General features: G+C 53.2%; 18 protein-coding genes, 1 tRNA gene and 3 rRNA genes. 6 read left to right on the top strand and 16 right to left on the bottom strand.

What is annotated here, in order from left to right:
- Positions 1-61: 61 nt before the first annotated feature.
- The gene (yihI, locus tag V4835_RS23850; RefSeq protein WP_331413992.1) at positions 62-577 is read right to left on the bottom strand and encodes a Der GTPase-activating protein YihI; all 516 of its coding nucleotides are present in this window, start codon (positions 575-577) and stop codon (positions 62-64) included.
- 577 nt (positions 578-1,154) lie between these two features.
- On the opposite strand from yihI, the gene yihA reads away from it, so the two are divergent.
- A complete protein-coding gene (gene yihA, locus V4835_RS23845) occupies positions 1,155-1,784 on the top strand; it encodes a ribosome biogenesis GTP-binding protein YihA/YsxC (RefSeq protein ID WP_023309768.1) in 630 nt (209 codons plus the stop codon).
- Between the two features lie 97 nt (positions 1,785-1,881).
- Here the strand turns inward: yihA and V4835_RS24445 are convergent, their stop codons facing one another.
- Together V4835_RS24445 and polA are read right to left on the bottom strand one after the other, a co-directional pair.
- Positions 1,882-1,929, bottom strand: a complete 48-nt coding sequence (locus V4835_RS24445; protein ID WP_071892919.1) for a spot 42 RNA, inhibition of DNA synthesis — start codon at positions 1,927-1,929, stop codon at positions 1,882-1,884.
- 166 nt (positions 1,930-2,095) lie between these two features.
- Positions 2,096-4,888, bottom strand: a complete 2,793-nt coding sequence (gene polA, locus V4835_RS23840; RefSeq protein ID WP_331413991.1) for a DNA polymerase I — start codon at positions 4,886-4,888, stop codon at positions 2,096-2,098.
- Positions 4,889-5,328: 440 nt separating this feature from the next.
- Between polA and V4835_RS23835 the strand changes: the two genes are divergently transcribed.
- Positions 5,329-6,237, top strand: coding sequence for an acyltransferase (locus V4835_RS23835; protein WP_331413990.1), 909 nt, complete (start codon positions 5,329-5,331; stop codon positions 6,235-6,237).
- A 23-nt stretch (positions 6,238-6,260) separates the two neighbouring features.
- Here the strand turns inward: V4835_RS23835 and dsbA are convergent, their stop codons facing one another.
- From dsbA to V4835_RS23820, 3 genes are all read right to left on the bottom strand, one after another.
- Positions 6,261-6,884 carry a thiol:disulfide interchange protein DsbA gene (dsbA, locus tag V4835_RS23830; RefSeq protein WP_023333903.1) on the bottom strand — a complete coding sequence of 208 codons (624 nt, stop codon included), beginning with the start codon at positions 6,882-6,884 and terminating at the stop codon, positions 6,261-6,263.
- Between the two features lie 27 nt (positions 6,885-6,911).
- Positions 6,912-7,898, bottom strand: coding sequence for a serine/threonine protein kinase (locus V4835_RS23825; RefSeq protein WP_331413988.1), 987 nt, complete (start codon positions 7,896-7,898; stop codon positions 6,912-6,914).
- 75 nt (positions 7,899-7,973) lie between these two features.
- On the bottom strand, positions 7,974-8,243 hold the full coding sequence (locus tag V4835_RS23820) for a YihD family protein (protein ID WP_008501866.1): 270 nt from the start codon (positions 8,241-8,243) through the stop codon (positions 7,974-7,976).
- 68 nt (positions 8,244-8,311) lie between these two features.
- Here V4835_RS23820 and mobA point away from each other — a divergent pair, with 68 nt between their 5' ends.
- Together mobA and mobB are read left to right on the top strand one after the other, a co-directional pair.
- Positions 8,312-8,896, top strand: a complete 585-nt coding sequence (gene mobA / locus V4835_RS23815; RefSeq protein ID WP_331413986.1) for a molybdenum cofactor guanylyltransferase MobA — start codon at positions 8,312-8,314, stop codon at positions 8,894-8,896.
- Positions 8,893-9,396 (top strand): molybdopterin-guanine dinucleotide biosynthesis protein MobB, encoded by a 504-nt coding sequence (mobB, locus tag V4835_RS23810; protein ID WP_331413984.1) that lies wholly within the window; start codon positions 8,893-8,895, stop codon positions 9,394-9,396. The genes mobA and mobB overlap by 4 nt, the downstream gene beginning before the upstream one ends.
- Positions 9,397-9,493: 97 nt before the next feature.
- Here mobB and rrf read toward each other — a convergent pair.
- The 4 genes from rrf to V4835_RS23790 form a co-directional block, all read right to left on the bottom strand.
- A 5S ribosomal RNA gene (gene rrf / locus V4835_RS23805) occupies positions 9,494-9,609 on the bottom strand.
- A gap of 73 nt (positions 9,610-9,682) precedes the next feature.
- A 23S ribosomal RNA gene (locus V4835_RS23800) occupies positions 9,683-12,589 on the bottom strand.
- 192 nt (positions 12,590-12,781) lie between these two features.
- Positions 12,782-12,857: transfer RNA gene (locus tag V4835_RS23795), tRNA-Glu, on the bottom strand.
- 85 nt (positions 12,858-12,942) lie between these two features.
- A 16S ribosomal RNA gene (locus V4835_RS23790) occupies positions 12,943-14,482 on the bottom strand.
- The 16S, 23S and 5S rRNA genes sit together here with 1 tRNA gene alongside, the layout of an rRNA operon.
- A gap of 477 nt (positions 14,483-14,959) precedes the next feature.
- On the opposite strand from V4835_RS23790, the gene V4835_RS23785 reads away from it, so the two are divergent.
- A complete protein-coding gene (locus V4835_RS23785; RefSeq protein ID WP_331413983.1) occupies positions 14,960-15,667 on the top strand; it encodes a FadR/GntR family transcriptional regulator in 708 nt (235 codons plus the stop codon).
- A complete protein-coding gene (mdtD, locus tag V4835_RS23780) occupies positions 15,664-17,097 on the top strand; it encodes a multidrug transporter subunit MdtD (RefSeq protein ID WP_063145566.1) in 1,434 nt (477 codons plus the stop codon). Before V4835_RS23785 ends, mdtD begins: the two co-directional genes overlap by 4 nt.
- On the opposite strand, the gene rbsR is transcribed toward mdtD, so the two are convergent.
- The 6 genes from rbsR to rbsD form a co-directional block, all read right to left on the bottom strand.
- Complete coding sequence (rbsR, locus tag V4835_RS23775) at positions 17,063-18,055, bottom strand: ribose operon transcriptional repressor RbsR (protein WP_074147373.1); 993 nt, start codon at positions 18,053-18,055, stop codon at positions 17,063-17,065. The two genes, mdtD and rbsR, sit on opposite strands and share 35 nt — an antisense overlap.
- A 3-nt stretch (positions 18,056-18,058) precedes the next feature.
- The gene (rbsK, locus tag V4835_RS23770) at positions 18,059-18,988 is read right to left on the bottom strand and encodes a ribokinase (RefSeq protein WP_331414168.1); all 930 of its coding nucleotides are present in this window, start codon (positions 18,986-18,988) and stop codon (positions 18,059-18,061) included.
- Between the two features lie 106 nt (positions 18,989-19,094).
- Positions 19,095-19,985: a ribose ABC transporter substrate-binding protein RbsB gene (gene rbsB / locus V4835_RS23765; protein WP_023333911.1), complete on the bottom strand. Its 891-nt coding sequence runs from the start codon at positions 19,983-19,985 to the stop codon at positions 19,095-19,097.
- 27 nt (positions 19,986-20,012) lie between these two features.
- Positions 20,013-20,978 (bottom strand): ribose ABC transporter permease, encoded by a 966-nt coding sequence (rbsC, locus tag V4835_RS23760; protein ID WP_331413980.1) that lies wholly within the window; start codon positions 20,976-20,978, stop codon positions 20,013-20,015.
- A 4-nt stretch (positions 20,979-20,982) separates the two neighbouring features.
- A complete protein-coding gene (gene rbsA / locus V4835_RS23755) occupies positions 20,983-22,488 on the bottom strand; it encodes a ribose ABC transporter ATP-binding protein RbsA (RefSeq protein WP_063145563.1) in 1,506 nt (501 codons plus the stop codon).
- A gap of 7 nt (positions 22,489-22,495) precedes the next feature.
- Positions 22,496-22,915, bottom strand: coding sequence for a D-ribose pyranase (gene rbsD / locus V4835_RS23750; RefSeq protein WP_003862392.1), 420 nt, complete (start codon positions 22,913-22,915; stop codon positions 22,496-22,498).
- Between the last annotated feature and the right edge of the window lie 108 nt (positions 22,916-23,023).

Here is a 23,023-nt window from a genome sequence, read left to right as displayed (position 1 = left end):
CCAGATAACATATAACCGGAAGGGTTATAAGCAGGACTATCGTGCCTGCCGGGTGCAAATGTTAGTTTCCACCCTTCAGAAGACGCATCATATCTTCCTGCTTTTCGTCTTCTTCTTCATCTTCGTCATCATCGTATGACAGGCCCAGCTTCTGCATCAGTTCATCGATACGATCCAGCTTGGCATCCACCCATGACTGCTCTTCAGCGGTCAGGGTTTCACCCTCTTCAAGACGTTCCAGCAGCGCGTCCAGGCGCTCATCGTTCTCCAGCAAATCCAGCTCAGCCTGCGGTGAAAGCATAGGTTTCTCGCTCTTTGGTTTGTGCTGCTTAGTGACCGGGGTGTCTGTCACGCCCAGTGGAATGGGAGTTTTACTGCCGATACGAGGGTCTTTCTGCTGTTTGCCTTTTGCAGAAGTACCCGCAGCACCACCACCGTTGGCACGGCTACCCGCAGTGTGACCGCGATGTTTTTTGTCGCGTTTACGATCGCGCGCTTCCTGGTTGAGTTCTTCGCGCGTTTTGCGGCGTGCTTTTGCAGGGCGTTTCGCGCCCGCTGCGGTGGTCGGTTTTTTCATGATGTTTTATCTTTAAGCCGTTTTATTCAGTATAGAATTGCGGCGAAATCTAGCAGAAAGCAAGCAAAGAAAAAAGGCGACAGAGCAATCTGTCGCCTTTTTTCCTGACTCACAACCCTTAGCGGGTCAGACATTCCATGTTTGCCAACAACAAACCCTGTTTATCCCTTGGCTAATACCGTCCGTGATACGGTTCCATTTCCTGTTAAAACGCCTCCAGGCGCTGGTCATCCTGACAATCCTGCGTCTTCGCCTCCTGGCGCTCCTGACCCTAATCCTTAAGTCGATATCCTGTTGGCTTCCTCGCCTTGACGCACACTTTACCTTGTTCCGTTAAACTAACAAGCAACGAAACGGTACAAAAAGGGATTTTCAGACAATTACCCGGAAATAAACTTATGATTTAAAACAGTTTGGCTTTTTTAACGCCTGCGAATTCTCTGAAATCTCCCATAGCATCACTGGCCGATCTCTCACACCGGTTGGGGCATTCGCCTACAGGTCATAGCAATCGGAAAAGCCTTTTGCCTGCATTCGGGTATAATCCCCTTCAGATTACGATTTTGGAGACGACCACGTGACTACCTGGAACTACCAACAGACGCATTTTGTCACCAGTGCGCCCGATATTCGCCACCTTCCTTCTGATACCGGTATTGAAGTGGCATTTGCTGGCCGCTCAAATGCGGGGAAATCCAGCGCCCTGAATACGCTGACCAATCAGAAGAGCCTGGCGCGTACCTCAAAAACACCTGGCCGTACTCAGCTGATCAACCTGTTTGAAGTCGCTGAGGGCAAACGCCTGGTCGACTTACCGGGCTACGGTTACGCGCAGGTCCCGGAAGAGATGAAAATCAAATGGCAGCGTGCGCTGGGTGAATACCTGGAAAAACGCCTGTGCCTGAAAGGTCTGGTGGTGCTGATGGATATTCGCCATCCCCTGAAAGATCTGGATCAGCAGATGATCGACTGGGCTGTAGCAAGCGATATCGCCGTGCTGGTGCTGCTGACGAAAGCCGATAAGCTGGCAAGCGGCGCGCGCAAAGCGCAGGTGAATATGGTTCGCGAAGCGGTGCTGGCATTCAACGGTGATGTGCAGGTTGAGCCGTTCTCCTCGCTGAAAAAGCAGGGTGTGGACAAGCTGCGTCAGAAGCTCGACACCTGGTTTAGCGAGCTGGAACCCGCGACGGAAGCGGAAGAAGAGTAATACCGAGCGCGGCGATGGCCGCGTTTTTTTTGCCTGGATTTTTCTTTGCCGCAATAAAAAACGCCCCAGTCATTACTGACTGGGGCGGCTAAAATATTCAGCCAAATCCGATTACGTGAAGTAAAAGGTCTGAAAGATAGAACATCTTACCTCTGTACCCTACGCCGATAACTCTACCCCTTTTTGTGCTGCAGAAAAAGCACTTTTTGTAGTTTTTTTTCATTCTTTACATAGGGAATTCTAATGATCGTCACAAAACGCGCGTTGTTATGTTGCAAACTTACATAAAAGGCGCGTTATGCGAAGAACCGTTAGTGAGCCTGATCCCAATTTTCTCCACTTCCCACTTCCACCAGCAACGGCACGTCAAGCACCATGCTGCTTTCCATCAGTTCGTGGACCTTCTTCGACACGGCGTCGAGGTCGTCTTTGTGCACTTCAAATACCAGTTCATCGTGTACCTGCATGATCATTTTCACGCGAGGCTTCTCTTCTTCCAGCCAGGCATCAACGGCGATCATTGCACGCTTAATAATGTCCGCCGCGGTACCCTGCATCGGGGCGTTGATTGCCGCACGTTCAGCGCCAGCGCGACGCGCCGCGTTGCTGGATTTGATGTCCGGTAAGTAGAGACGGCGGCCATCCAGAGTTTCGACGTAACCTTTTTCCTTCGCCTGCGCGCGGGTGCGTTCCATATATTCCAGCACGCCCGGATATCGCTCGAAGTAGAGATCCATATACTTCTGCGACTCTTTGCGCGGAATGTTGAGCTGGCGCGAAAGACCAAATGCACTCATGCCGTAAATCAGACCGAAGTTGATCGCCTTAGCACTGCGGCGCTGCTCGTTGGTCACGCTGTCCAGCGGCAAGCCGAAGACTTCCGCCGCGGTTGCCCGGTGGATATCCTTCCCTTCGGCAAACGCGGTCAGCAGGCCTTTGTCGCGGGACAGATGCGCCATAATGCGCAGCTCAATTTGCGAGTAGTCAGCAGAGACGATCAGATAATCCTCTGGTGCGATGAAAGCCTGGCGAATACGGCGGCCTTCTTCGTTACGTACCGGAATGTTCTGCAGGTTGGGATCGGTTGATGAGAGACGACCGGTCGCCGCGACAGCCTGATGATACGACGTGTGCACGCGACCCGTTTTCGGATTAATCATCAGCGGGAGCTTGTCGGTGTAGGTAGACTTCAGCTTCGCGAGACCACGGTACTGCAGAATCACTTTTGGCAGCGGGTAATCCAGCGCCAGCTCTTCCAGCACCTCTTCAGAGGTTGACGGTGCGCCGCCAGGGGTTTTCTTCAGCGGCTTGATGCCCTGCTTTTCAAACAGAATGGTTTGCAGCTGCTTCGGTGATGAAAGGTTAAACGCCTCGCCTGCAAGCTCATGCGCTTTTTGCTCGAGCTCGGTCAAGCGCTGCGCCAGCTCCCCGGAGTGGTTATGCAGCACCGTTGGATCGATTTTCACGCCGTTACGTTCAATGCGTGACAGCACGGGCACCAGCGGCATCTCGATATGCTGGAACACGTTCAGCGGACCTTCATGCTTCTGCAGTTTTGGCCACATCTTCAGATGCAATTGCAGCGTGACATCAGCGTCTTCCGCCGCGTAGCGCCCCGCTTCTTCAAGAGCAATCTGGTTAAAGGTGAGCTGATTTTTCCCTTTACCGGCAATCTCTTCAAAGGTGATGGTTTTGTGCTTGAGCCAGCGGTCAGATAAGGAATCCATGTCATGACGGCCTGCGACGCTGTCCAGAATGTAGGATTCAAGCATGGTGTCAAAGGCAATCCCGCGCAGTTCAATGCCGTAGTTTTGCAGAATGCCGCGGTCGTACTTGAGGTTTTGCCCAACCTTAAGCGCCTTTTCGTCTTCCAGAATCGGCTTCAGCAGCTCAAGCACGCGTTCACGGGAAATTTGCTCCGGCGCATCCAGGTAATCGTGCGCCACAGGAACGTAGGCGGCAATACCCGGCTCTGTCGCAAATGACAGGCCAACCATATTGGCTGAGATGTTATCGAGACTGTCAGTTTCGGTATCAAAGGCAAAGACCGGGGCCTTTTTCAGTTTCTCGATCCAGGCGATCAGCTGCGACTCTTCAAGAATGGTTTCGTAGTTGTCGAAGGAAAGCGCCACGGCTTCTTCTTCCGCCTGCTCTTCTGCGTCAACGACGATCGTCTCCTTCGGCTTTGCAGCAGGTTTGGCCCCTTTTGCCTGTAGCCATTTACCGGCTTCCACGTCAGTGATCCAGCGCTTGAATTCGTATTTCTTAAACAGACTCAGCAGATCGTCAGCGGAAGGCTGTTGCACTTCAAGCTGCTCACAGCCCAGCTCCAGCTCGACATCGGTTTTGATTGTAGCCAGCTTATAGGAGAGATAAGCCACCTCTTTGTTCTCTTCCAGCTTTCCGGCCATGGTTTTTGCGCCACGGAAGGAGAGCCCGGCGATTTTATCCGATTCCGCGTACAGCGTGTCCAGACCGCCCAGCCCCTGAAGCAGCGCCTGCGCGGTTTTTTCACCGACGCCAGGGACGCCCGGGATGTTATCCGAGGAGTCGCCCATCAACGCGAGGAAGTCGATAATCAGCTCGGGCGGCACGCCATACTTTGTGACCACCTCTTCAGGCCCCAGAATGGTGTTGGTCATGGTGTTAATCAGGGTGATACCTGGCGTCACCAGCTGCGCCATATCTTTATCACCGGTGCTGATCAGTACAGGACGCCCCATCTTTTCTGCTTCACGCGCCAGCGTACCGATGACGTCATCGGCTTCAACGCCGGAGACGGCCAGCAGCGGCAGCCCCATCGCTTTTACCATGGTGTGCAGCGGCTCAATCTGCGCACGCAGATCGTCAGGCATTGGCGGACGGTGAGATTTGTAATGCTCAAACAGCTCATCGCGGAAGGTTTTACCTTTCGCATCAAAGACCACAGCCGCATGGGTTGGCTGATACTGAAGGATCAGGCTGCGCAGCATGTTCAGCACGCCGTACATCGCGCCGGTGGGTTCCCCTGCGCTATTGGTCAGAGGAGGAAACGCATGGTATGCCCGATACAGGTAAGAAGAGCCATCGACGAGAATAAGAGGGTTTTCTGGGATCTGAACCATAATGTCCGTGCCTTTAATCAATTTATGGGTAAAGGATGCCACAGAAGGATGAAAACATCAGTTATTAGCGCCTGATACAGGAAAAGATTTTGCGATCGTGAGGATCGCTCGCAAAAATCAAACTGTGGATAAGTTTGTGCATATTTTCACTTCATATGAATAACAGACACAAAAAACACATATTAGATAATTTTTAGATCTTAATTATCATGCTGTTATAGCATTAGATCCTATCTATATGGCCAACTGATGGCAATTTAGTCTATGTGGATATAAGCCTTGATAAGCGCCGAATGACAGTGAAATCGTCTACGACAGGGTAAAAGCGGCCAAATCATCACGTGAAAGCACCATTAATTTGTCTGTTTTCTGATAAAATCAGCGCCCGGCGTTGCATAGCCGGCCGCTCACTTACAGCTAACTACCTGAAAAAGCTCATCATGTCGAGATTACTCGCTGCAATAACATTACTCTTAAGCATCATTTTAACTATTCTGGTGACTGTCGCCTGCTCTGTGCCGATCATTGTCGCCGGGATCGTTAAACTGCTGCTGCCTGTCCCTGTGGTGTGGCGAGCCGTGTCCGCATTTTGTAACTTCATGATGTACTGCTGGTGCGAAGGACTGGCGATCTTGCTGTGCCTGAACCCGCATCTGAAGTGGGATATCAAAGGGCTGGAGAGCCTTAACAAGAAGAACTGGTATCTGCTGATCTGCAATCACCACAGCTGGGCGGACATCGTGGTGTTATGCGTGCTTTTTCGCAAACACATCCCGATGAACAAATACTTTCTGAAACAGCAGCTCGCCTGGGTGCCTTTTATCGGGCTGGCCTGCTGGGCGCTCGATATGCCGTTTATGAAACGCTATTCGCGCAGCTATTTGATTCGTCATCCCGAGCGTCGCGGCAAAGATGTGGAGACCACGCGCCGTTCCTGCGAAAAGTTTCGCGCGCATCCAACGACCATCGTGAACTTTGTTGAAGGCTCCCGGTTTACGGAAGAGAAGCATCAACAAACCCGCTCTCCTTATCAGCATCTGCTGCCGCCGAAGGCGGCGGGTATTGCGATGGCGCTTAACGTGCTGGGAGCACAGTTCGATAAACTCCTGAACGTCACGCTCTGCTATCCGGAAAATGATAAGACGCCGTTCTTCGATATGCTCAGCGGCAACCTGATGCGCATTGTTGTGCGTGTCGATTTGGTCCCGATTGATGCCGGGCTGCACGGTGATTACGTTAACGATAAGAATTTCAAACGTCGTTTCCAGCAGTGGCTTAATACGCTCTGGAAAGAGAAAGACGAACAGATAGACAATATTAAATCTTCATACAAAAACGCCGGTCAGTGACCGGCGTTTTTACATCAACGAAATTACTTCTTCTCAACCAGGTATTTCACGGTATCTGCATACTGCTGTACGAAGATATCCATGCTGCTGGTGTCCATGCCCTGCATGTTCAGCTGGTATTTGCCGTTAACAAACATCGCCGGAACGCCCTGAAGCTGGAGGTCAGCAGCCGCTTTTTCCTGCTGGGCCACCAGGGATTTCACCACAAAGCTGTTCCAGGCTGCGTCGTACTCTTCACCTTTCACGCCGGCATCAACGAACACTTTACGGATATCCGCAGTGGTCTGAACGGTCTGGGTTTTTTGTACGGCTTCAAACATTGGCGCAGTGATTTTATCTTCCACACCCAGTGCCATAGCAACAGCCCACGCCTGAGTCAGGTCTTTACCCAATGGGCCCAGGAACTCGACGTGGTACTTGGTCATTTTGGTGCCTTCTGGCAGCTTTTTCTTCACGTTGTCAGACACATGCAGAACCTGCTCGAACTGATAGCAGTGCGGACAATAGAACGAGAAGAACTCCAGAACCTGCGGCTCACCAGCAACCGGCTTTTCCAGCGTGGTAAACTGTTTACCGTCGGTAAACTGCGCAGCAGAAGCGCTAAATGCCAGAATCATACCTGCCAGCGCCAGCCAAATTTTTTTCATGATTAACTCTCTCCTGGGTGTGTCCAATTAATACATCGGCGTTAATTGCAGAGGGGGTTCCTGAAGAACCTTGACCTGCTCAGTAAATGTAGATATCTGGCTACGCCAGTAATCCTCTCCGGTAAGCCACGGGAAATTCCGGGGAAATGCGGGATCGTCCCAACGCCTGATTAACCATGCGAGATAATAAACAAAACGCATCGCACGTAAAGGCTCAATCAGGGCAATTTCGTCTGAATTAAACGGACTAAATTCTTCATAAGCTTCAATAATGGTTTCAAGCTGCATGCGTTGCTCGGCTTTATCGCCATTGAGCAGCATCCACAGGTCCTGAACCGCTGGCCCCATACGCGCATCATCGAGATCGACAAACAGCGGGCCATCGCGCCAGAGGATATTTCCAGCATGACAATCGCCATGCAGGCGCAGGACGGAAATATCGTCGCGCCAGCAGGTTTTAACTGCAGCAATGAGCTTATCGGTGGCGTTGAGGAAATCACCCTTTAACGCAGTGGGGATCATGGCAGACGTTTCGAATATTCCCCGCGGTTCAAGAAGGTATTCCTGAATCCCGATAGTCGGGCGGGCAATAAAGGCTTTTTTGCGTCCCGTCTGGTGTATACGCCCAAGATAGCGGGCAACCCACTCCATCTGGTCTATATTATCCGCTTCAAACTGGCGACCACCCAGGCTCGGGAATACAGCGTAGTAAAACCCTTCGTGCGTGAGGAGCGTTTGGTTATTGAATTTTAGCGGCGCGGCAACGGGAACATCGTCATCCAGCAGATCGTGAGCAAACTGATGCTCTTCCTGAATTTGTTCTGCGGACCAGCGTTCAGGACGATAGAACTTTACGACGAAGCGCTGACGATCCTCGTCCTGAAATTGATAGACGCGGTTTTCGTAGCTGTTTAACGGTGTTAGCCCGGAATCCACCCGAATACCCTGTTCAAACAGGGCATCCATAATGGTGTCCGGGTGTAATGTCTGGAAAGTAAAAGCCTGGTCGTTCATCCGATCATCCGGAAATTATACGAATGATTCAGGATATCATCTTGTGGCGATTTCGGTGCCGCCGCTTACAAGCTTTTACTCTTTAATTACGCCTCGGGCGCGCAATAATGCAGTCTTAAAATCTTCCTCATAATCCTTCTGAATACCAGGAATAACAGCATCTTTGGCTGAGTCACGCATTTTAAGGTGGTAGATCAGGATGTCGTCAGAAAGGTCTGCCAGATCGCCGTCAAAACCTGACTCTTTCGCCAGTTTCTGTAAAAATTGCATCAGATTTAGCTCTGGCTCTTTTTGCCAGGCGGGCTGGAGGAGTTCAATAACTTCATTCAGACGTTTACATTTCATGGTGGTGCTCCTTTCATTTAGAGTGACACGTTAGCAGGGTCAATCCCACAATAAAAGAGGCGATATTCGTGAATCTTAGCCAGGAAATCATTGGGGTCGTTCTGGCAGGTGGCAGAGCGACGCGAATGGGCGGAAAAGATAAAGGGCTTCAACGCCTGAACGGCAAACCCTTATGGCAATGTGTCGCTGATACGCTTGCAGGCCAGGTGTCGACAATGGCCATCAGCGCTAACCGGCATATCGACACTTACCGGCTCAGCGGGTACGCCGTTTACCAGGATATCCTTGAGGATTACCCGGGACCGCTGGCCGGTATGCTTTCGGTCTTGCAACAGTCTCAAGGAGAGTGGTTTATCTTCTGTCCCTGCGATACCCCATTTATTCCGTCCTGTCTTGTCGAGCGTTTGTTATTGCTTCGCGGTACTGCTCCTGTGGTTTGGGTACATGACGGTGAGCGTGACCATCCCGCTATCGCATTGATGCACCGATCGCTAGTACCCGCCCTGCAGGCCTATCTGGCTGCAGGAGAACGCAGGGTAATGGTTTTTATGCGCGAGTCTGGCGGCCATCCCGTTGATTTTAGCGATTTGAAATCAGCATTTGTGAACGTGAATACGCGTGAAGATCTGCAGATGATGCAGGAGAAAAGATGATACCTGTTGTAGCCATTTCCGCCTGGAGTGGGACCGGGAAAACCACGCTGCTGAAAAAGCTCATTCCTGCGCTTTGTGCCAGAGGTATCCGTCCAGGATTGATTAAGCATACCCACCATAATATGGATGTCGATAAACCGGGCAAAGATAGCTATGCGTTGCGTAAAGCGGGTGCAGCACAGACGATGGTAGCAAGTACTCAACGCTGGGCGTTGATGACAGAAACGCCGGATGAGGCGCCGCTGGATCTCGCTTATCTTGTCAGCCGGATGGATCATGCCACGCTGGATCTGGTGCTGGTTGAGGGATTTAAGCATGAGGCTGTGCCTAAGATCCTGCTGTTCAGAAGCGATGCCGGGCATGATGTCAGAGAGTTAACGCTGGATGAGCATGTGATTGCGGTGGCCAGTGATGTTGTATTGCCGCTTGAGGTTCCGGTGCTGGACTTAAATGATGTGGATGGGATTGCGGAGTTTATTGTGGCGTGGAGTGCGGTCTGACTTGCCGGGTGGCGGCTTTGCCTTATCCGGCCTACCGTTTTTTGGCGTATAAACGCAAAAAGGCCATCCTTCCGGATGGCCTCTCTACTTATTTGATGCCTGGCAGTTCCCTACTCTCACATGGGGAGACCCCACACTACCATCGGCGCTACGGCGTTTCACTTCTGAGTTCGGCATGGGGTCAGGTGGGACCACCGCGCTAAAGCCGCCAGGCAAATTCTGTTAAATCAGTATCAGGCTGAAATTGATTGTCTGTCTCTCGTCGCCGAAACAGCTTCGGCGTTGTAAGGTTAAGCCTCACGGTTCATTAGTATCGGTTAGCTCAACGCATCGCTGCGCTTACACACCCGACCTATCAACGTCGTAGTCTTCAACGTTCCTTCAGGACTCTCAAGGAGTCAGGGAGAACTCATCTCGGGGCAAGTTTCGTGCTTAGATGCTTTCAGCACTTATCTTTTCCGCATTTAGCTACCGGGCAATGCCATTGGCATGACAACCCGAACACCAGTGATGCGTCCACTCCGGTCCTCTCGTACTAGGAGCAGCCCCCCCTCAATTCTCCAGCGCCCACGGCAGATAGGGACCGAACTGTCTCACGACGTTCTAAACCCAGCTCGCGTACCACTTTAAATGGCGAACAGCCATACCCTTGGGACCTACTTCAGCCCCAGGATGTGATGAGCCGACATCGAGGTGCCAAACACCGCCGTCGATATGAACTCTTGGGCGGTATCAGCCTGTTATCCCCGGAGTACCTTTTATCCGTTGAGCGATGGCCCTTCCATTCAGAACCACCGGATCACTATGACCTGCTTTCGCACCTGCTCGAGCCGTCACTCTCGCAGTCAAGCTAGCTTATGCCATTGCACTAACCTCCTGATGTCCGACCAGGATTAGCTAACCTTCGTGCTCCTCCGTTACTCTTTGGGAGGAGACCGCCCCAGTCAAACTACCCACCAGACACTGTCCGCAACCCGGATTACGGGTCTACGTTAGAACACCAGCCATTAAAGGGTGGTATTTCAAGGTCGGCTCCACGCAGACTGGCGTCCACGCTTCAAAGCCTCCCACCTATCCTACACATCAAGGACCAGTGTTCAGTGTCAAGCTATAGTAAAGGTTCACGGGGTCTTTCCGTCTTGCCGCGGGTACACTGCATCTTCACAGCGAGTTCAATTTCACTGAGTCTCGGGTGGAGACAGCCTGGCCATCATTACGCCATTCGTGCAGGTCGGAACTTACCCGACAAGGAATTTCGCTACCTTAGGACCGTTATAGTTACGGCCGCCGTTTACCGGGGCTTCGATCAAGAGCTTCGCGTTGCCGCTAACCCCATCAATTAACCTTCCGGCACCGGGCAGGCGTCACACCGTATACGTCCACTTTCGTGTTTGCACAGTGCTGTGTTTTTAATAAACAGTTGCAGCCAGCTGGTATCTTCGACTGATTTCAGCTCCACCCGCAGGGGCTTCACCTACATATCAGCGTGCCTTCTCCCGAAGTTACGGCACCATTTTGCCTAGTTCCTTCACCCGAGTTCTCTCAAGCGCCTTGGTATTCTCTACCTGACCACCTGTGTCGGTTTGGGGTACGATTTCGTGTTACCTGATGCTTAGAGGCTTTTCCTGGAAGCAGGGCATTTGTTACTTCAGCACCGTAGTGCCTCGTCATCACACCTCAGCGTTAGAAGAGTTCCGGATTTACCTAAAACTCCCGCCTACATGCTTAAACCGGGACAACCGTCGCCCGGCTAACATAGCCTTCTCCGTCCCCCCTTCGCAGTAACACCAAGTACAGGAATATTAACCTGTTTCCCATCGACTACGCCTTTCGGCCTCGCCTTAGGGGTCGACTCACCCTGCCCCGATTAACGTTGGACAGGAACCCTTGGTCTTCCGGCGTGCGGGCTTTTCACCCGCATTATCGTTACTTATGTCAGCATTCGCACTTCTGATACCTCCAGCACCCCTCACAGGACACCTTCAACGGCTTACAGAACGCTCCCCTACCCAACAACGCATAAGCGTCGCTGCCGCAGCTTCGGTGCATGGTTTAGCCCCGTTACATCTTCCGCGCAGGCCGACTCGACCAGTGAGCTATTACGCTTTCTTTAAATGATGGCTGCTTCTAAGCCAACATCCTGGCTGTCTGTGCCTTCCCACATCGTTTCCCACTTAACCATGACTTTGGGACCTTAGCTGGCGGTCTGGGTTGTTTCCCTCTTCACGACGGACGTTAGCACCCGCCGTGTGTCTCCCGTGATAACATTCTTCGGTATTCGTAGTTTGCATCGGGTTGGTAAGCCGGGATGGCCCCCTAGCCGAAACAGTGCTCTACCCCCGAAGATGAGTTCACGAGGCGCTACCTAAATAGCTTTCGGGGAGAACCAGCTATCTCCCGGTTTGATTGGCCTTTCACCCCCAGCCACAAGTCATCCGCTAATTTTTCAACATTAGTCGGTTCGGTCCTCCAGTTAGTGTTACCCAACCTTCAACCTGCCCATGGCTAGATCACCGGGTTTCGGGTCTATACCCTGCAACTTAACGCCCAGTTAAGACTCGGTTTCCCTTCGGCTCCCCTATACGGTTAACCTTGCTACAGAATATAAGTCGCTGACCCATTATACAAAAGGTACGCAGTCACACCACGAAGGTGCTCCCACTGCTTGTACGTACACGGTTTCAGGTTCTTTTTCACTCCCCTCGCCGGGGTTCTTTTCGCCTTTCCCTCACGGTACTGGTTCACTATCGGTCAGTCAGGAGTATTTAGCCTTGGAGGATGGTCCCCCCATATTCAGACAGGATACCACGTGTCCCGCCCTACTCTTCGAGTTCACAACCTGTGTGCTTTCGTGTACGGGGCTATCACCCTGTATCGCCGGACTTTCCAGACCGTTCCACTAACACACAAGCTGATTCAGACTCTGGGCTGCTCCCCGTTCGCTCGCCGCTACTGGGGGAATCTCGGTTGATTTCTTTTCCTCGGGGTACTTAGATGTTTCAGTTCCCCCGGTTCGCCTCGTTAACCTATGTATTCAGTTAACGATAGTGTGACGAATCACACTGGGTTTCCCCATTCGGACATCGCCGGGTCAAAGGTTCATATCACCTCGCCGGCGCTTTTCGCAGATTAGCACGTCCTTCATCGCCTCTGACTGCCAGGGCATCCACCGTGTACGCTTAGTCGCTTAACCTCACAACCCGAAGATGTTTCTTTCGATTCATCATCGACTTGCGAAAATTTGAGAGACTCGAACACACATAACATGTGTGTCGTTTCAATTTTCAGCTTGATCCAGATTTTTAAAGAGCAAATATCTCAAACGTCACCCGAAGATGAGTTTTGAGATATTAAGGCAGGTGACTTTCACTCACGAACCAGCAAGTGGCGTCCCCTAGGGGATTCGAACCCCTGTTACCGCCGTGAAAGGGCGGTGTCCTGGGCCTCTAGACGAAGGGGACACTGAAGTCTCAATCGCAAGACGCCTTGCTATTTACTTTTCATCAGACAATCTGTGTGAGCACTACAAAGGCAGGTTCTTTAAGGTAAGGAGGTGATCCAACCGCAGGTTCCCCTACGGTTACCTTGTTACGACTTCACCCCAGTCATGAATCACAAAGTGGTAAGCGCCCTCCCGAAGGTTAAGCTACCTACTTCTTTTGCAACCCACTCCCATGGTGTGACGGGCGGTGTGTACAAGGCCCGGGAACGTATTCACCGTAGCATTCTGATCTACGATTACTAGCGATTCCGACTTCATGGAGTCGAGTTGCAGACTCCAATCCGGACTACGACGCACTTTATGAGGTCCGCTTGCTCTCGCGAGGTCGCTTCTCTTTGTATGCGCCATTGTAGCACGTGTGTAGCCCTACTCGTAAGGGCCATGATGACTTGACGTCATCCCCACCTTCCTCCAGTTTATCACTGGCAGTCTCCTTTGAGTTCCCGGCCGGACCGCTGGCAACAAAGGATAAGGGTTGCGCTCGTTGCGGGACTTAACCCAACATTTCACAACACGAGCTGACGACAGCCATGCAGCACCTGTCTCAGAGTTCCCGAAGGCACCAATCCATCTCTGGAAAGTTCTCTGGATGTCAAGAGTAGGTAAGGTTCTTCGCGTTGCATCGAATTAAACCACATGCTCCACCGCTTGTGCGGGCCCCCGTCAATTCATTTGAGTTTTAACCTTGCGGCCGTACTCCCCAGGCGGTCGACTTAACGCGTTAGCTCCGGAAGCCACGCCTCAAGGGCACAACCTCCAAGTCGACATCGTTTACGGCGTGGACTACCAGGGTATCTAATCCTGTTTGCTCCCCACGCTTTCGCACCTGAGCGTCAGTCTTTGTCCAGGGGGCCGCCTTCGCCACCGGTATTCCTCCAGATCTCTACGCATTTCACCGCTACACCTGGAATTCTACCCCCCTCTACAAGACTCTAGCCTGCCAGTTTCGAATGCAGTTCCCAGGTTGAGCCCGGGGATTTCACATCCGACTTGACAGACCGCCTGCGTGCGCTTTACGCCCAGTAATTCCGATTAACGCTTGCACCCTCCGTATTACCGCGGCTGCTGGCACGGAGTTAGCCGGTGCTTCTTCTGCGGGTAACGTCAATTGCTGAGGTTATTAACCTCAACACCTTCCTCCCCGCTGAAAGTACTTTACAACCCGAAGGCCTTCTTCATACACGCGGCATGGCTGCATCAGGCTTGCGCCCATTGTGCAATATTCCCCACTGCTGCCTCCCGTAGGAGTCTGGACCGTGTCTCAGTTCCAGTGTGGCTGGTCATCCTCTCAGACCAGCTAGGGATCGTCGCCTAGGTGAGCCGTTACCCCACCTACTAGCTAATCCCATCTGGGCACATCTGATGGCAAGAGGCCCGAAGGTCCCCCTCTTTGGTCTTGCGACGTTATGCGGTATTAGCTACCGTTTCCAGTAGTTATCCCCCTCCATCAGGCAGTTTCCCAGACATTACTCACCCGTCCGCCGCTCGTCACCCAGGAGCAAGCTCCCTGTGCTACCGCTCGACTTGCATGTGTTAGGCCTGCCGCCAGCGTTCAATCTGAGCCATGATCAAACTCTTCAATTTAAGTTTGATGCTCGTGAATTAAACTTCGTAATGAATTACGTATGTTCACTCAGAGACTTGGTATTCATTTTTCGTCTTGCGACGTTAAGAATCCATGTCACTTTGAGTGCCCACACAGATTGTCTGATAAATTGTTAAAGAGCAGTGCCGCTTCGCTTTTCGCAGCGGCGCGGGGTGTGCATATTACGCTTTCCCGCTTCAGAGTCAAGCGTTTATTTTCGCTTTCTTCTGCTGGCGTTCATCTCTGAACCCCGCTAACCCGGCGGCCTGTAAGCCGTTGTTCCGTGTCAGTGGAGGCGCATTATAGGGAGTTATTCCGACGTGACAAGAGGAAATTTAAAAAAAGTTTCCATCCGCGTTTTTTTTCACCAATAGAGGTGAAATCAAGCTACAAATTGTTCTATTTGATGTATCTGCAACCACAATCACATTCGAGGTGGCATAATTATCAGCATGAATCTTTAAGGAATAAAAGCGATGCCATTAAGCGCACAACAGCTGGCCGCCCAAAAAAACCTATCGTACGTGCTGGCAGAAAAGCTGGCTCAGCGGATTTTAGCGGGTAAATATGCCCCGGGTAGCATCCTGCCGGGTGAAATGGAGCTGGGTGAGCAGTTTGGGGTGAGCCGAACCGCCGTGCGCGAAGCGGTGAAAACCCTGACGGCAAAAGGTATGGTGCTTCCACGTCCTCGTATTGGCACACGCGTGATGCCACAGAGCAACTGGAATTTTCTCGATCAGGAGCTGCTCTCCTGGTGGATGACGGAAGATAACTTTCATCAGGTCGTCGATCACTTTCTGGTGATGCGCAGCAGCCTTGAACCTCAGGCATGTCTGCTTGCCGCCACGCTAGGAACAGCAGAGCAGAAAGCGCAGCTTAACGCGCTGATGGAAGAGATGGTGTTCCTGAAAAAGCACTTCAATCGCGAACGCTGGGTTGAGGTCGATATGGCCTGGCATGAACACATCTATATGATGAGCGCCAATCCGTTCCTCACCTCTTTTGCCTCTTTATTTCATTCGGTGTATCACACCTACTTTACCTCTATTACACAAAATGAAGTGGTAAAACTGGATTTGCATCAGGCGATAGTGGATGCCATTCAGGAAAGCGACGGGCATCGAGCCCTGAGTGCGTGCCAGGCATTGCTGGCCGCGCCAACCCACCAGCAGGTAAATAAATGACAAAGAAAAAAGCGCGCAGCATGGCCGGATTGCCGTGGATTGCAGCCATGGCGTTTTTTATGCAGGCACTGGATGCCACCATCCTCAACACAGCGCTTCCCGCTATTGCGCAAAGCCTTAACCGCTCCCCGCTGGCGATGCAGTCCGCCATCATCAGCTACACCCTGACGGTCGCAATGTTAATTCCGGTCAGCGGTTGGCTGGCCGACCGCTTTGGCACCCGCAAAATTTTCATGCTGGCCGTAACGCTCTTTACGCTCGGTTCGCTGGCCTGTGCGCTCTCCTCATCCTTAACGGAGCTGGTTATCTTCCGCGTATTACAGGGCATTGGCGGCGCGATGATGATGCCCGTGGCGCGCCTTGCCTTGCTGCGAGCCTACCCCAGGAGCGAACTGCTTCCCGTGCTCAACTTCGTCACCATGCCGGGACTGGTCGGCCCGATACTTGGCCCGGTACTCGGTGGCGTGTTTGTCACCTGGGCAAGCTGGCACTGGATCTTCCTGATTAATATTCCGATTGGCGTTGCTGGGCTGCTGTATGCCCGCAAATATATGCCGAACTTCACCACGCCAAGACGCAGCTTCGACATGGGCGGCTTTTTCCTGTTTGGCCTGAGCCTGGTGTTATTCTCCAGCGGGATGGAGCTGTTTGGCGAGAAGATCGTCGCGACGTGGATGGCGCTCTCCGTTATCCTCGGCGGTATTTTGCTATTCCTTCTTTATATACGTCACGCGCGCCGTCATCCGACGCCGTTAATCTCCCTGGGGCTCTTTAACACGCGAACGTTTTCCGTAGGGATTGCAGGTAATATAGCGTCTCGTCTGGGGACGGGCTGCGTACCGTTCCTGATGCCATTGATGTTGCAGGTCGGTTTCGGCTACCCGGCTCTGATTGCCGGCTGCATGATGGCGCCCACGGCAATGGGCTCGATTCTGGCAAAATCTACCGTGACGCAGGTGTTGCGCTGGTTTGGCTATCGTAAGACGCTGGTCGGCGTGACGGTCTTTATCGGTCTGATGATTGCGCAGTTCTCGCTGCAATCCGCCGCGTTACCCGTCTGGATGCTGATCCTGCCGCTGTTTGTGTTGGGCATGGCGATGTCGACGCAGTTCACGTCGATGAACACCATCACCCTCGCCGATCTGACTGACGAGAACGCCAGCAGCGGCAACAGCGTGCTGGCGGTAACGCAGCAGCTGTCGATCAGTTTAGGAGTTGCCGTGAGTGCAGCGGTGCTGAGGTTTTATGAAGGTTTTGACAGCGCAAATACCGTTGAGCAGTTCCACTATACCTTTATCACCATGGGCGCACTTACCGTGGTATCGGCGCTGGTCTTTATGCTGTTAAAACCGAAAGACGGCCGAAACCTGATTAAAGAGCGTCACAAAGAGAAAGCTAAACCGAACCGCGTTCCATCAGAACAGGAGTAAGCTGCAGGCGTTGCTGTTGCAGCGTGGGCTGCGCCATACGGTGGATCAACACATCGATGGCCAGCTCGCCCAGTTCATCTTTTGGCTGATGGATCGTGGTCAGCGGCGGCGTCATGTAGCTGGCCAGTTCGATATCGTCATAGCCAATCACCGCCATATCATCAGGCACGCGTAGCCCCGCCTGATACAACGCCTGGTAGGCACCAAACGCCATCGCGTCGTTACCAATAAACACCGCCTGCGGACGCGGCTTTTGCGCCAGCAGTTTCTGCATCGCCTCGAAACCGCCGTTAAATTCAAAGTCGCCGGTGATCCGGTAGCCATCAGGAATGGCAAGCCCCGCCCGTTCCATGGCAGAGAGATACCCTTCCAGACGCAAACGCGCCGGAGTTTTATCCAGCGGCCCCGTAATACAGGCAATGCGAGTGTGTCCTTTATCAATCAGATGCTGAGTCGCCATATCGCCGCCCAGCAGGGAGTTATCCTGAATCAGATCGCTGGTCCCGTCGAACGGCGCCCAGTCCATCATCACCGTTGGGATAGAAGGATAGCGCTGGATAATCTCTTTCGAGGGCTGGTGCGTTTCGGTACAGAGCAGCAGTAGCCCGTCGACGCGCTTTTGCATCAGCGTTTCCAGGTTACGATTCATGCGCTGTTCGTCACCCTCGGTATTGCACAGCACCAGGCTGTAGCCGCGCTCGAAGCAGCTGCGCTCCACGCCGCGAACCAGTTCTGAATAAAAGGGGTTGGTACTGGCGGTGATCAGCATACCGATGGTGCGCGTCTGGTTGAGCTTAAGGCTGCGCGCCAGCGCAGACGGCGCATAGTTGAGATCTTTTACCGCAGCTTCAACTTTCTCCCGAATCGCCTCGCTGACGAAGCGATCGTTGTTTATAACGTGAGAGACCGTCGAGGTAGAAACGCCCGCCATGCGGGCGACATCTTTCATTGTGGCCAAGCGTTACCCCTGCTGACTTAAGAATTCATCGATCTCTTTACGCCACGGAACGGAAGGCTGGGCGCCCTTGCGCGTCACCGCAATCGCGGCGGCAGCGTGTGCGAAGCGAATAGCATCATCCATTCTCTTGCCTTCCAGCAGCGCGGTCACCAGTGCACCATTGAAGGTATCTCCCGCTGCGATGGTATCAATCGCTTTGACCTTAAAGCCCGGCACGCGACGACCTTCGCCATTGACGCTTGCCCACACCCCACGACTACCCAGGGTGATAATCACGGTGCCGATGCCCTTATCGTGCAGCGCACGCGCGGCTCGCGCGGCATCTTCATCATTTTCAACGCGAATACCCGTCAGCTTTTCGGCTTCGGTTTCGTTCGGCGTAATGATGTCCACCAGCGCCAGCAGCTCGTCTGATAATACACGGGCTGGGGCCGGGTTAAGTACGACAGTGGTATGATTTTCATGCGCAATTTTGGCAGCGACCAGCACGCTTTCGACCGGCGATTCCAGCTGCATCAGCAGGGCTTCGGCTCCGCCGATGATTGCACGTTGCGCTTCAACGCGATCCGTCGTCAGCGCAGCGTTAGCACCAGCATGAATACCGATAACATTCTCACCTTCCGCATTGACGAAAATCAGCGCCACGCCGGTAGATTCCCCTGCAACAACGCTAACCGGTGCGATATCAATATTGTCGCTCGCTAGCTGCTTGCGTACGCGCTCACCGGTATCGTCATCACCCGTGCAGGCGATAAATGCAATGTTTGCCCCGCTGCGACCGGCGGCGACGGCCTGGTTTGCACCTTTACCGCCGAAGGCCACCTGATACTGGTTACCCGTGACGGTTTCGCCCGGTGTAGGGAATGATTCAAGGTTAAGAATGTGATCGGCATTGATACTGCCAAGGACGACGAGGTTGCCTGCGGTTTTCATTGTTGGGTTGTCCATCTGAGAGCGCCACCGGTATTACCCGGTGGCGTATGCCACACTTTTCTTTATTGGTGTCCCTCAGGCAGCCAGCGACTGCCTGATTCGCCTTTTACTGCTTGATGACCAGCTTCAGGTCAACCGGGTATTTGGCCTGAACTTTTTCGCCCTTCAGCACTTTGTCGGCAGTTTCAACGCCAGTGGCGCCAATCTGCTCAGGCAGCTGAGCGATGGTCGCAGCCAGTTTGCCATCGTTTACTGCTTTTTCACCATCCGGCGTGCCGTCAAATCCGACAACCATCACATCAGATTTACCTGCGGTCTGAAGAGCACGCAGCGCGCCGAGCGCCATTTCGTCGTTCTGTGCGAACACGGCCTGCACGTCAGGGTGCGCGGTCAGCAGGTTCTGCATAACGTTCAGACCTTTAGTACGGTCGAAGTCTGCCGGCTGGCTGGCCAGCACGTTGAATTTGTGTGCAGCTACAGCCTGCTGGAAGCCTTCACCACGCTCGCGGGCTGCGGAAGTCCCGGCAATCCCCTGCAGTTCAATAACTTTCGCGCCTTCACCGGCTTTCTTCGCGATGTAATCACCCGCGATTTTGCCGCCCAGCACGTTATCAGAGGCAATGTGACTGACCACTTCACCTTTAGACGCCTGACGGTCCAGGGTGATTACCGGGATCTTCGCCTGGTTTGCCATCTTCACGGCGTTGCCTACGGCATCGGAATCGGTTGGGTTGATCAGCAGAATTTTGGTGCCACGAACGGTTAAGTCCTGAACGTTAGCCAACTCTTTCGCCGGGTTGTTCTGTGAATCCAGAACGACCAGGTTGTAGCCCAGCTTGTCCGCTTCTTTCTGCGCACCGTCCTTCAGGGAGACGAAGAACGGGTTGTTCAGGGTAGAGACAACCAGCGCGATGGTATCTTTCGCCATCGCGTTAGCACTTACGGTTGCGCTCAGCGCGACAGCAGAAACCAGGGTAGCCAGTTTTTTCATGTTCATATCTAAGATGTCCTGTAGTGTCGTCAGTTACTGTTTTTTGTTGTCTACCAGTACCGCCAGCAAAATCACCACTGCCTTAACGATCATCTGGTAATAGGAGGAAACACCTAACAAATTCAAACCATTATTCAGGAAACCAAGAATCAGTGCGCCGATCAATGTCCCAACAATGCGACCTTTACCGCCCGCAAGACTCGTACCGCCCAGAACCACTGCCGCGATAGCATCCAGCTCATATCCCGTACCCGCCGTCGGCTGCGCGGAGGAGAGGCGCGCCACTTCGATGATACCTGCCAGTGACGCCAGCAGACCGCACAGGGAGTAAACGAAAATTTTGACTTTATTAACGCTGATACCGGACAGGCGCGTTGCCGCTTCGTTACCGCCCAGCGCGTAGATATAACGCCCCAGACGGGTGTGGTGCAGCATGTACCACGCCGCCAGGAAGACGATAGCCATGATCCAGACCGGGGTCGGAACACCCAGAGGACGACCAATACCGAACCAGCCAAACAGATCCGCGTTATCGGTAAAGCCGGTATTGACCGGGCTGCCGTTGGTGTAAACCATGGTCACACCGCGCAGCAGCAGCATCATCACCAGCGTGGCGATGAACGCCTGAACGCGGCCTTTTGCCACAATCACGCCGGTTACGGCACCAATCGCCGCGCCTGCCGCCAGGGCAGCGGCCACGGCCACCAGCGCGTTGACTTCAATGCCGACAATCGAAGCGGCGATAGCACCGGTCAGCGCCAGCAGGGAACCGACGGACAGATCGATACCCGAGGTTAAAATCACCAGGGTCATGCCGACCGCCATAATGGCGTTCACCGACGTCTGCTGCAGAATATTGAACAGGTTATTAACGGTGAAAAAGTTCGGGCTCATGGTGGACACAATCGCGATCAGCACCAGCAGGGCAATCAGCGATTTTTGTTCCATCAGCCATGCTTTTGTGAAATAGCGGCGACCAGAAACAGCCTGGGTAGTCATCTTCTTACTCCTGATTCACGCGATTAAGCTTGCCCACAGCGGCAGCCATCAGAACTTCCTGGGTGGCCTGCTCGCGAGTGAATTCACCGCCGAGATGCCCTTCATGCATGACGATAATGCGATCGCTCATGCCTAATACTTCTGGCATCTCGGAAGAGACCAGAATGATGCTCAGGCCGTCGGCCTTGAACTGGTTAATCAGCTGATAGATCTCTTTCTTCGCGCCCACGTCCACGCCGCGGGTTGGCTCGTCGAGGATCAGCACTTTCGGGCGCGTCATCAGCCCGCGCGCAATGGCTACTTTCTGCTGATTACCACCGGACAACAGGCCAATCGCCTGCTCCATCGACGGGGTTTTGACGTTAAAGAGGCGAATAAAATCGCTGACCGCCTGCTGCTCATCTTTATGCTTCAGGCTGCCACCGCTACGGCTGAAATAGCGCAGCGCGGTCAGGGACATGTTCTCTTTTACCGACATCCCCAGCACCAGGCCGTCGCGTTTGCGGTCTTCAGAGATATAGACGATGCCGTTCGCCAGACCATCCTGCGGAGAGCGGGTGACCACTTCATGACCGTCGAGGGTGACATAACCGCTGGTGCGCGGCAGTGCGCCGTACAACACTTTCATCAGCTCGGTACGGCCCGCACCCATCAGGCCCGCCACGCCCAGGATCTCGCCCTGGCGTAGGGTAAAGGTCACGTCGTTCACACCCGGACCACAGAGGTTGTCCACCTTCAGGCGGATCTCACCCGGCGCTTTCTCCAGATGCGGATACTGATCTTCGAGCTTACGTCCCACCATCATTTCGATGAGCGTATCTTCGGTCAGCGTGGCCACTTCGCGCTCGGCAATAAACTGCCCGTCGCGGAAGACGGTGACGTCATCGCAGATTTCGAAGATCTCTTTCATTCGGTGAGAGATATAGACAATCCCGCGCCCCTGCGACTTCAGCTCGCGGATCACACGGAACAGGGATTCGGTTTCGGTATCGGTCAGGGCGTCGGTCGGTTCATCCATAATGATGACCTTCGACTCAAAGCTCAGCACCTTCGCAATTTCCACCATCTGCTGATCGCCAATGGAGAGATCGCCTACCAGACGGTCGCTCTTAAAGCGCAGGTTCAGCTTCGCCAGCAGCTTGTCCGCTTCGGCATACATGGTTTTCCAGTCGATTTTGCCGAACCGGTTAACAAACTCGCGGCCGAGGAAGATGTTTTCCGCAATGGTGAGCTGCGGGATGAGGTTCAGCTCCTGGTGAATAATACCGATGCCCGCTTCCTGAGAGGATTTTGGGCCATTGAAGGTGGTCTCTTTACCCAGCCAGACGAGTGAACCGGCATCGCGTTGATAGATACCGGTCAGCACTTTCATCATGGTGGATTTGCCGGCACCGTTTTCGCCCACCAGCGCCATCACGCGCCCGGCGTAAACGTTCAGTGCCGCACCGGAGAGGGCTTTTACGCCCGGGAACGACTTATCGATCCCTTTAAGCTGCAGTAATGCGTCCATGGTGGCCTCAGAAGGTGACGCCAGCACAGAGAATGATATTCGCATACGGGGAACACTCCCCGCTGCGAATCACCGCCTGACTGTCTGCGGTTTGTTGTTTGAACTGCTCGTGCGTTGTGTAACGAATTTCTATGGTGTTTCCCTGGTGTTGTTGCAGTTGCTCAATGTGGCTGAGCAACGTTTCGTGGAGTTGCGGATTATGTTGTTTGATTTCCGCCGCGAGAATGGCCGCCTCAACCTGCATCTCCGCGGTCACGACTTCCAGTACCTGCATAAACGAAGGAACACCCTGCGTTAACGCCATATCAATACGGGTTGTGCTGCGCGGAACCGGTAAGCCTGCATCGCAAACCACCAGCGTATCGGTATGCCCAAGACGGGAAATAACCGATGAGATTTCTGAGTTGAGTACAGTGCCTTTCTTCATTTTCTTGCTCCACTAGCGAAACGTTTCGCTAAAAGTAGTGTAGCGCCAGAAATGTTCAGAAAACCATCATGACGTAACAGATTTGTGATCGACGTCGAAACGTTTCGC

This window comes from Enterobacter cloacae complex sp. CARB60 (assembly GCF_036487345.1).
GTDB lineage: Bacteria > Pseudomonadota > Gammaproteobacteria > Enterobacterales > Enterobacteriaceae > Enterobacter > Enterobacter asburiae_D.
Note: the sequence above shows the minus strand (reverse complement) of the source record. Positions and strands in the feature narration are given on the sequence as shown.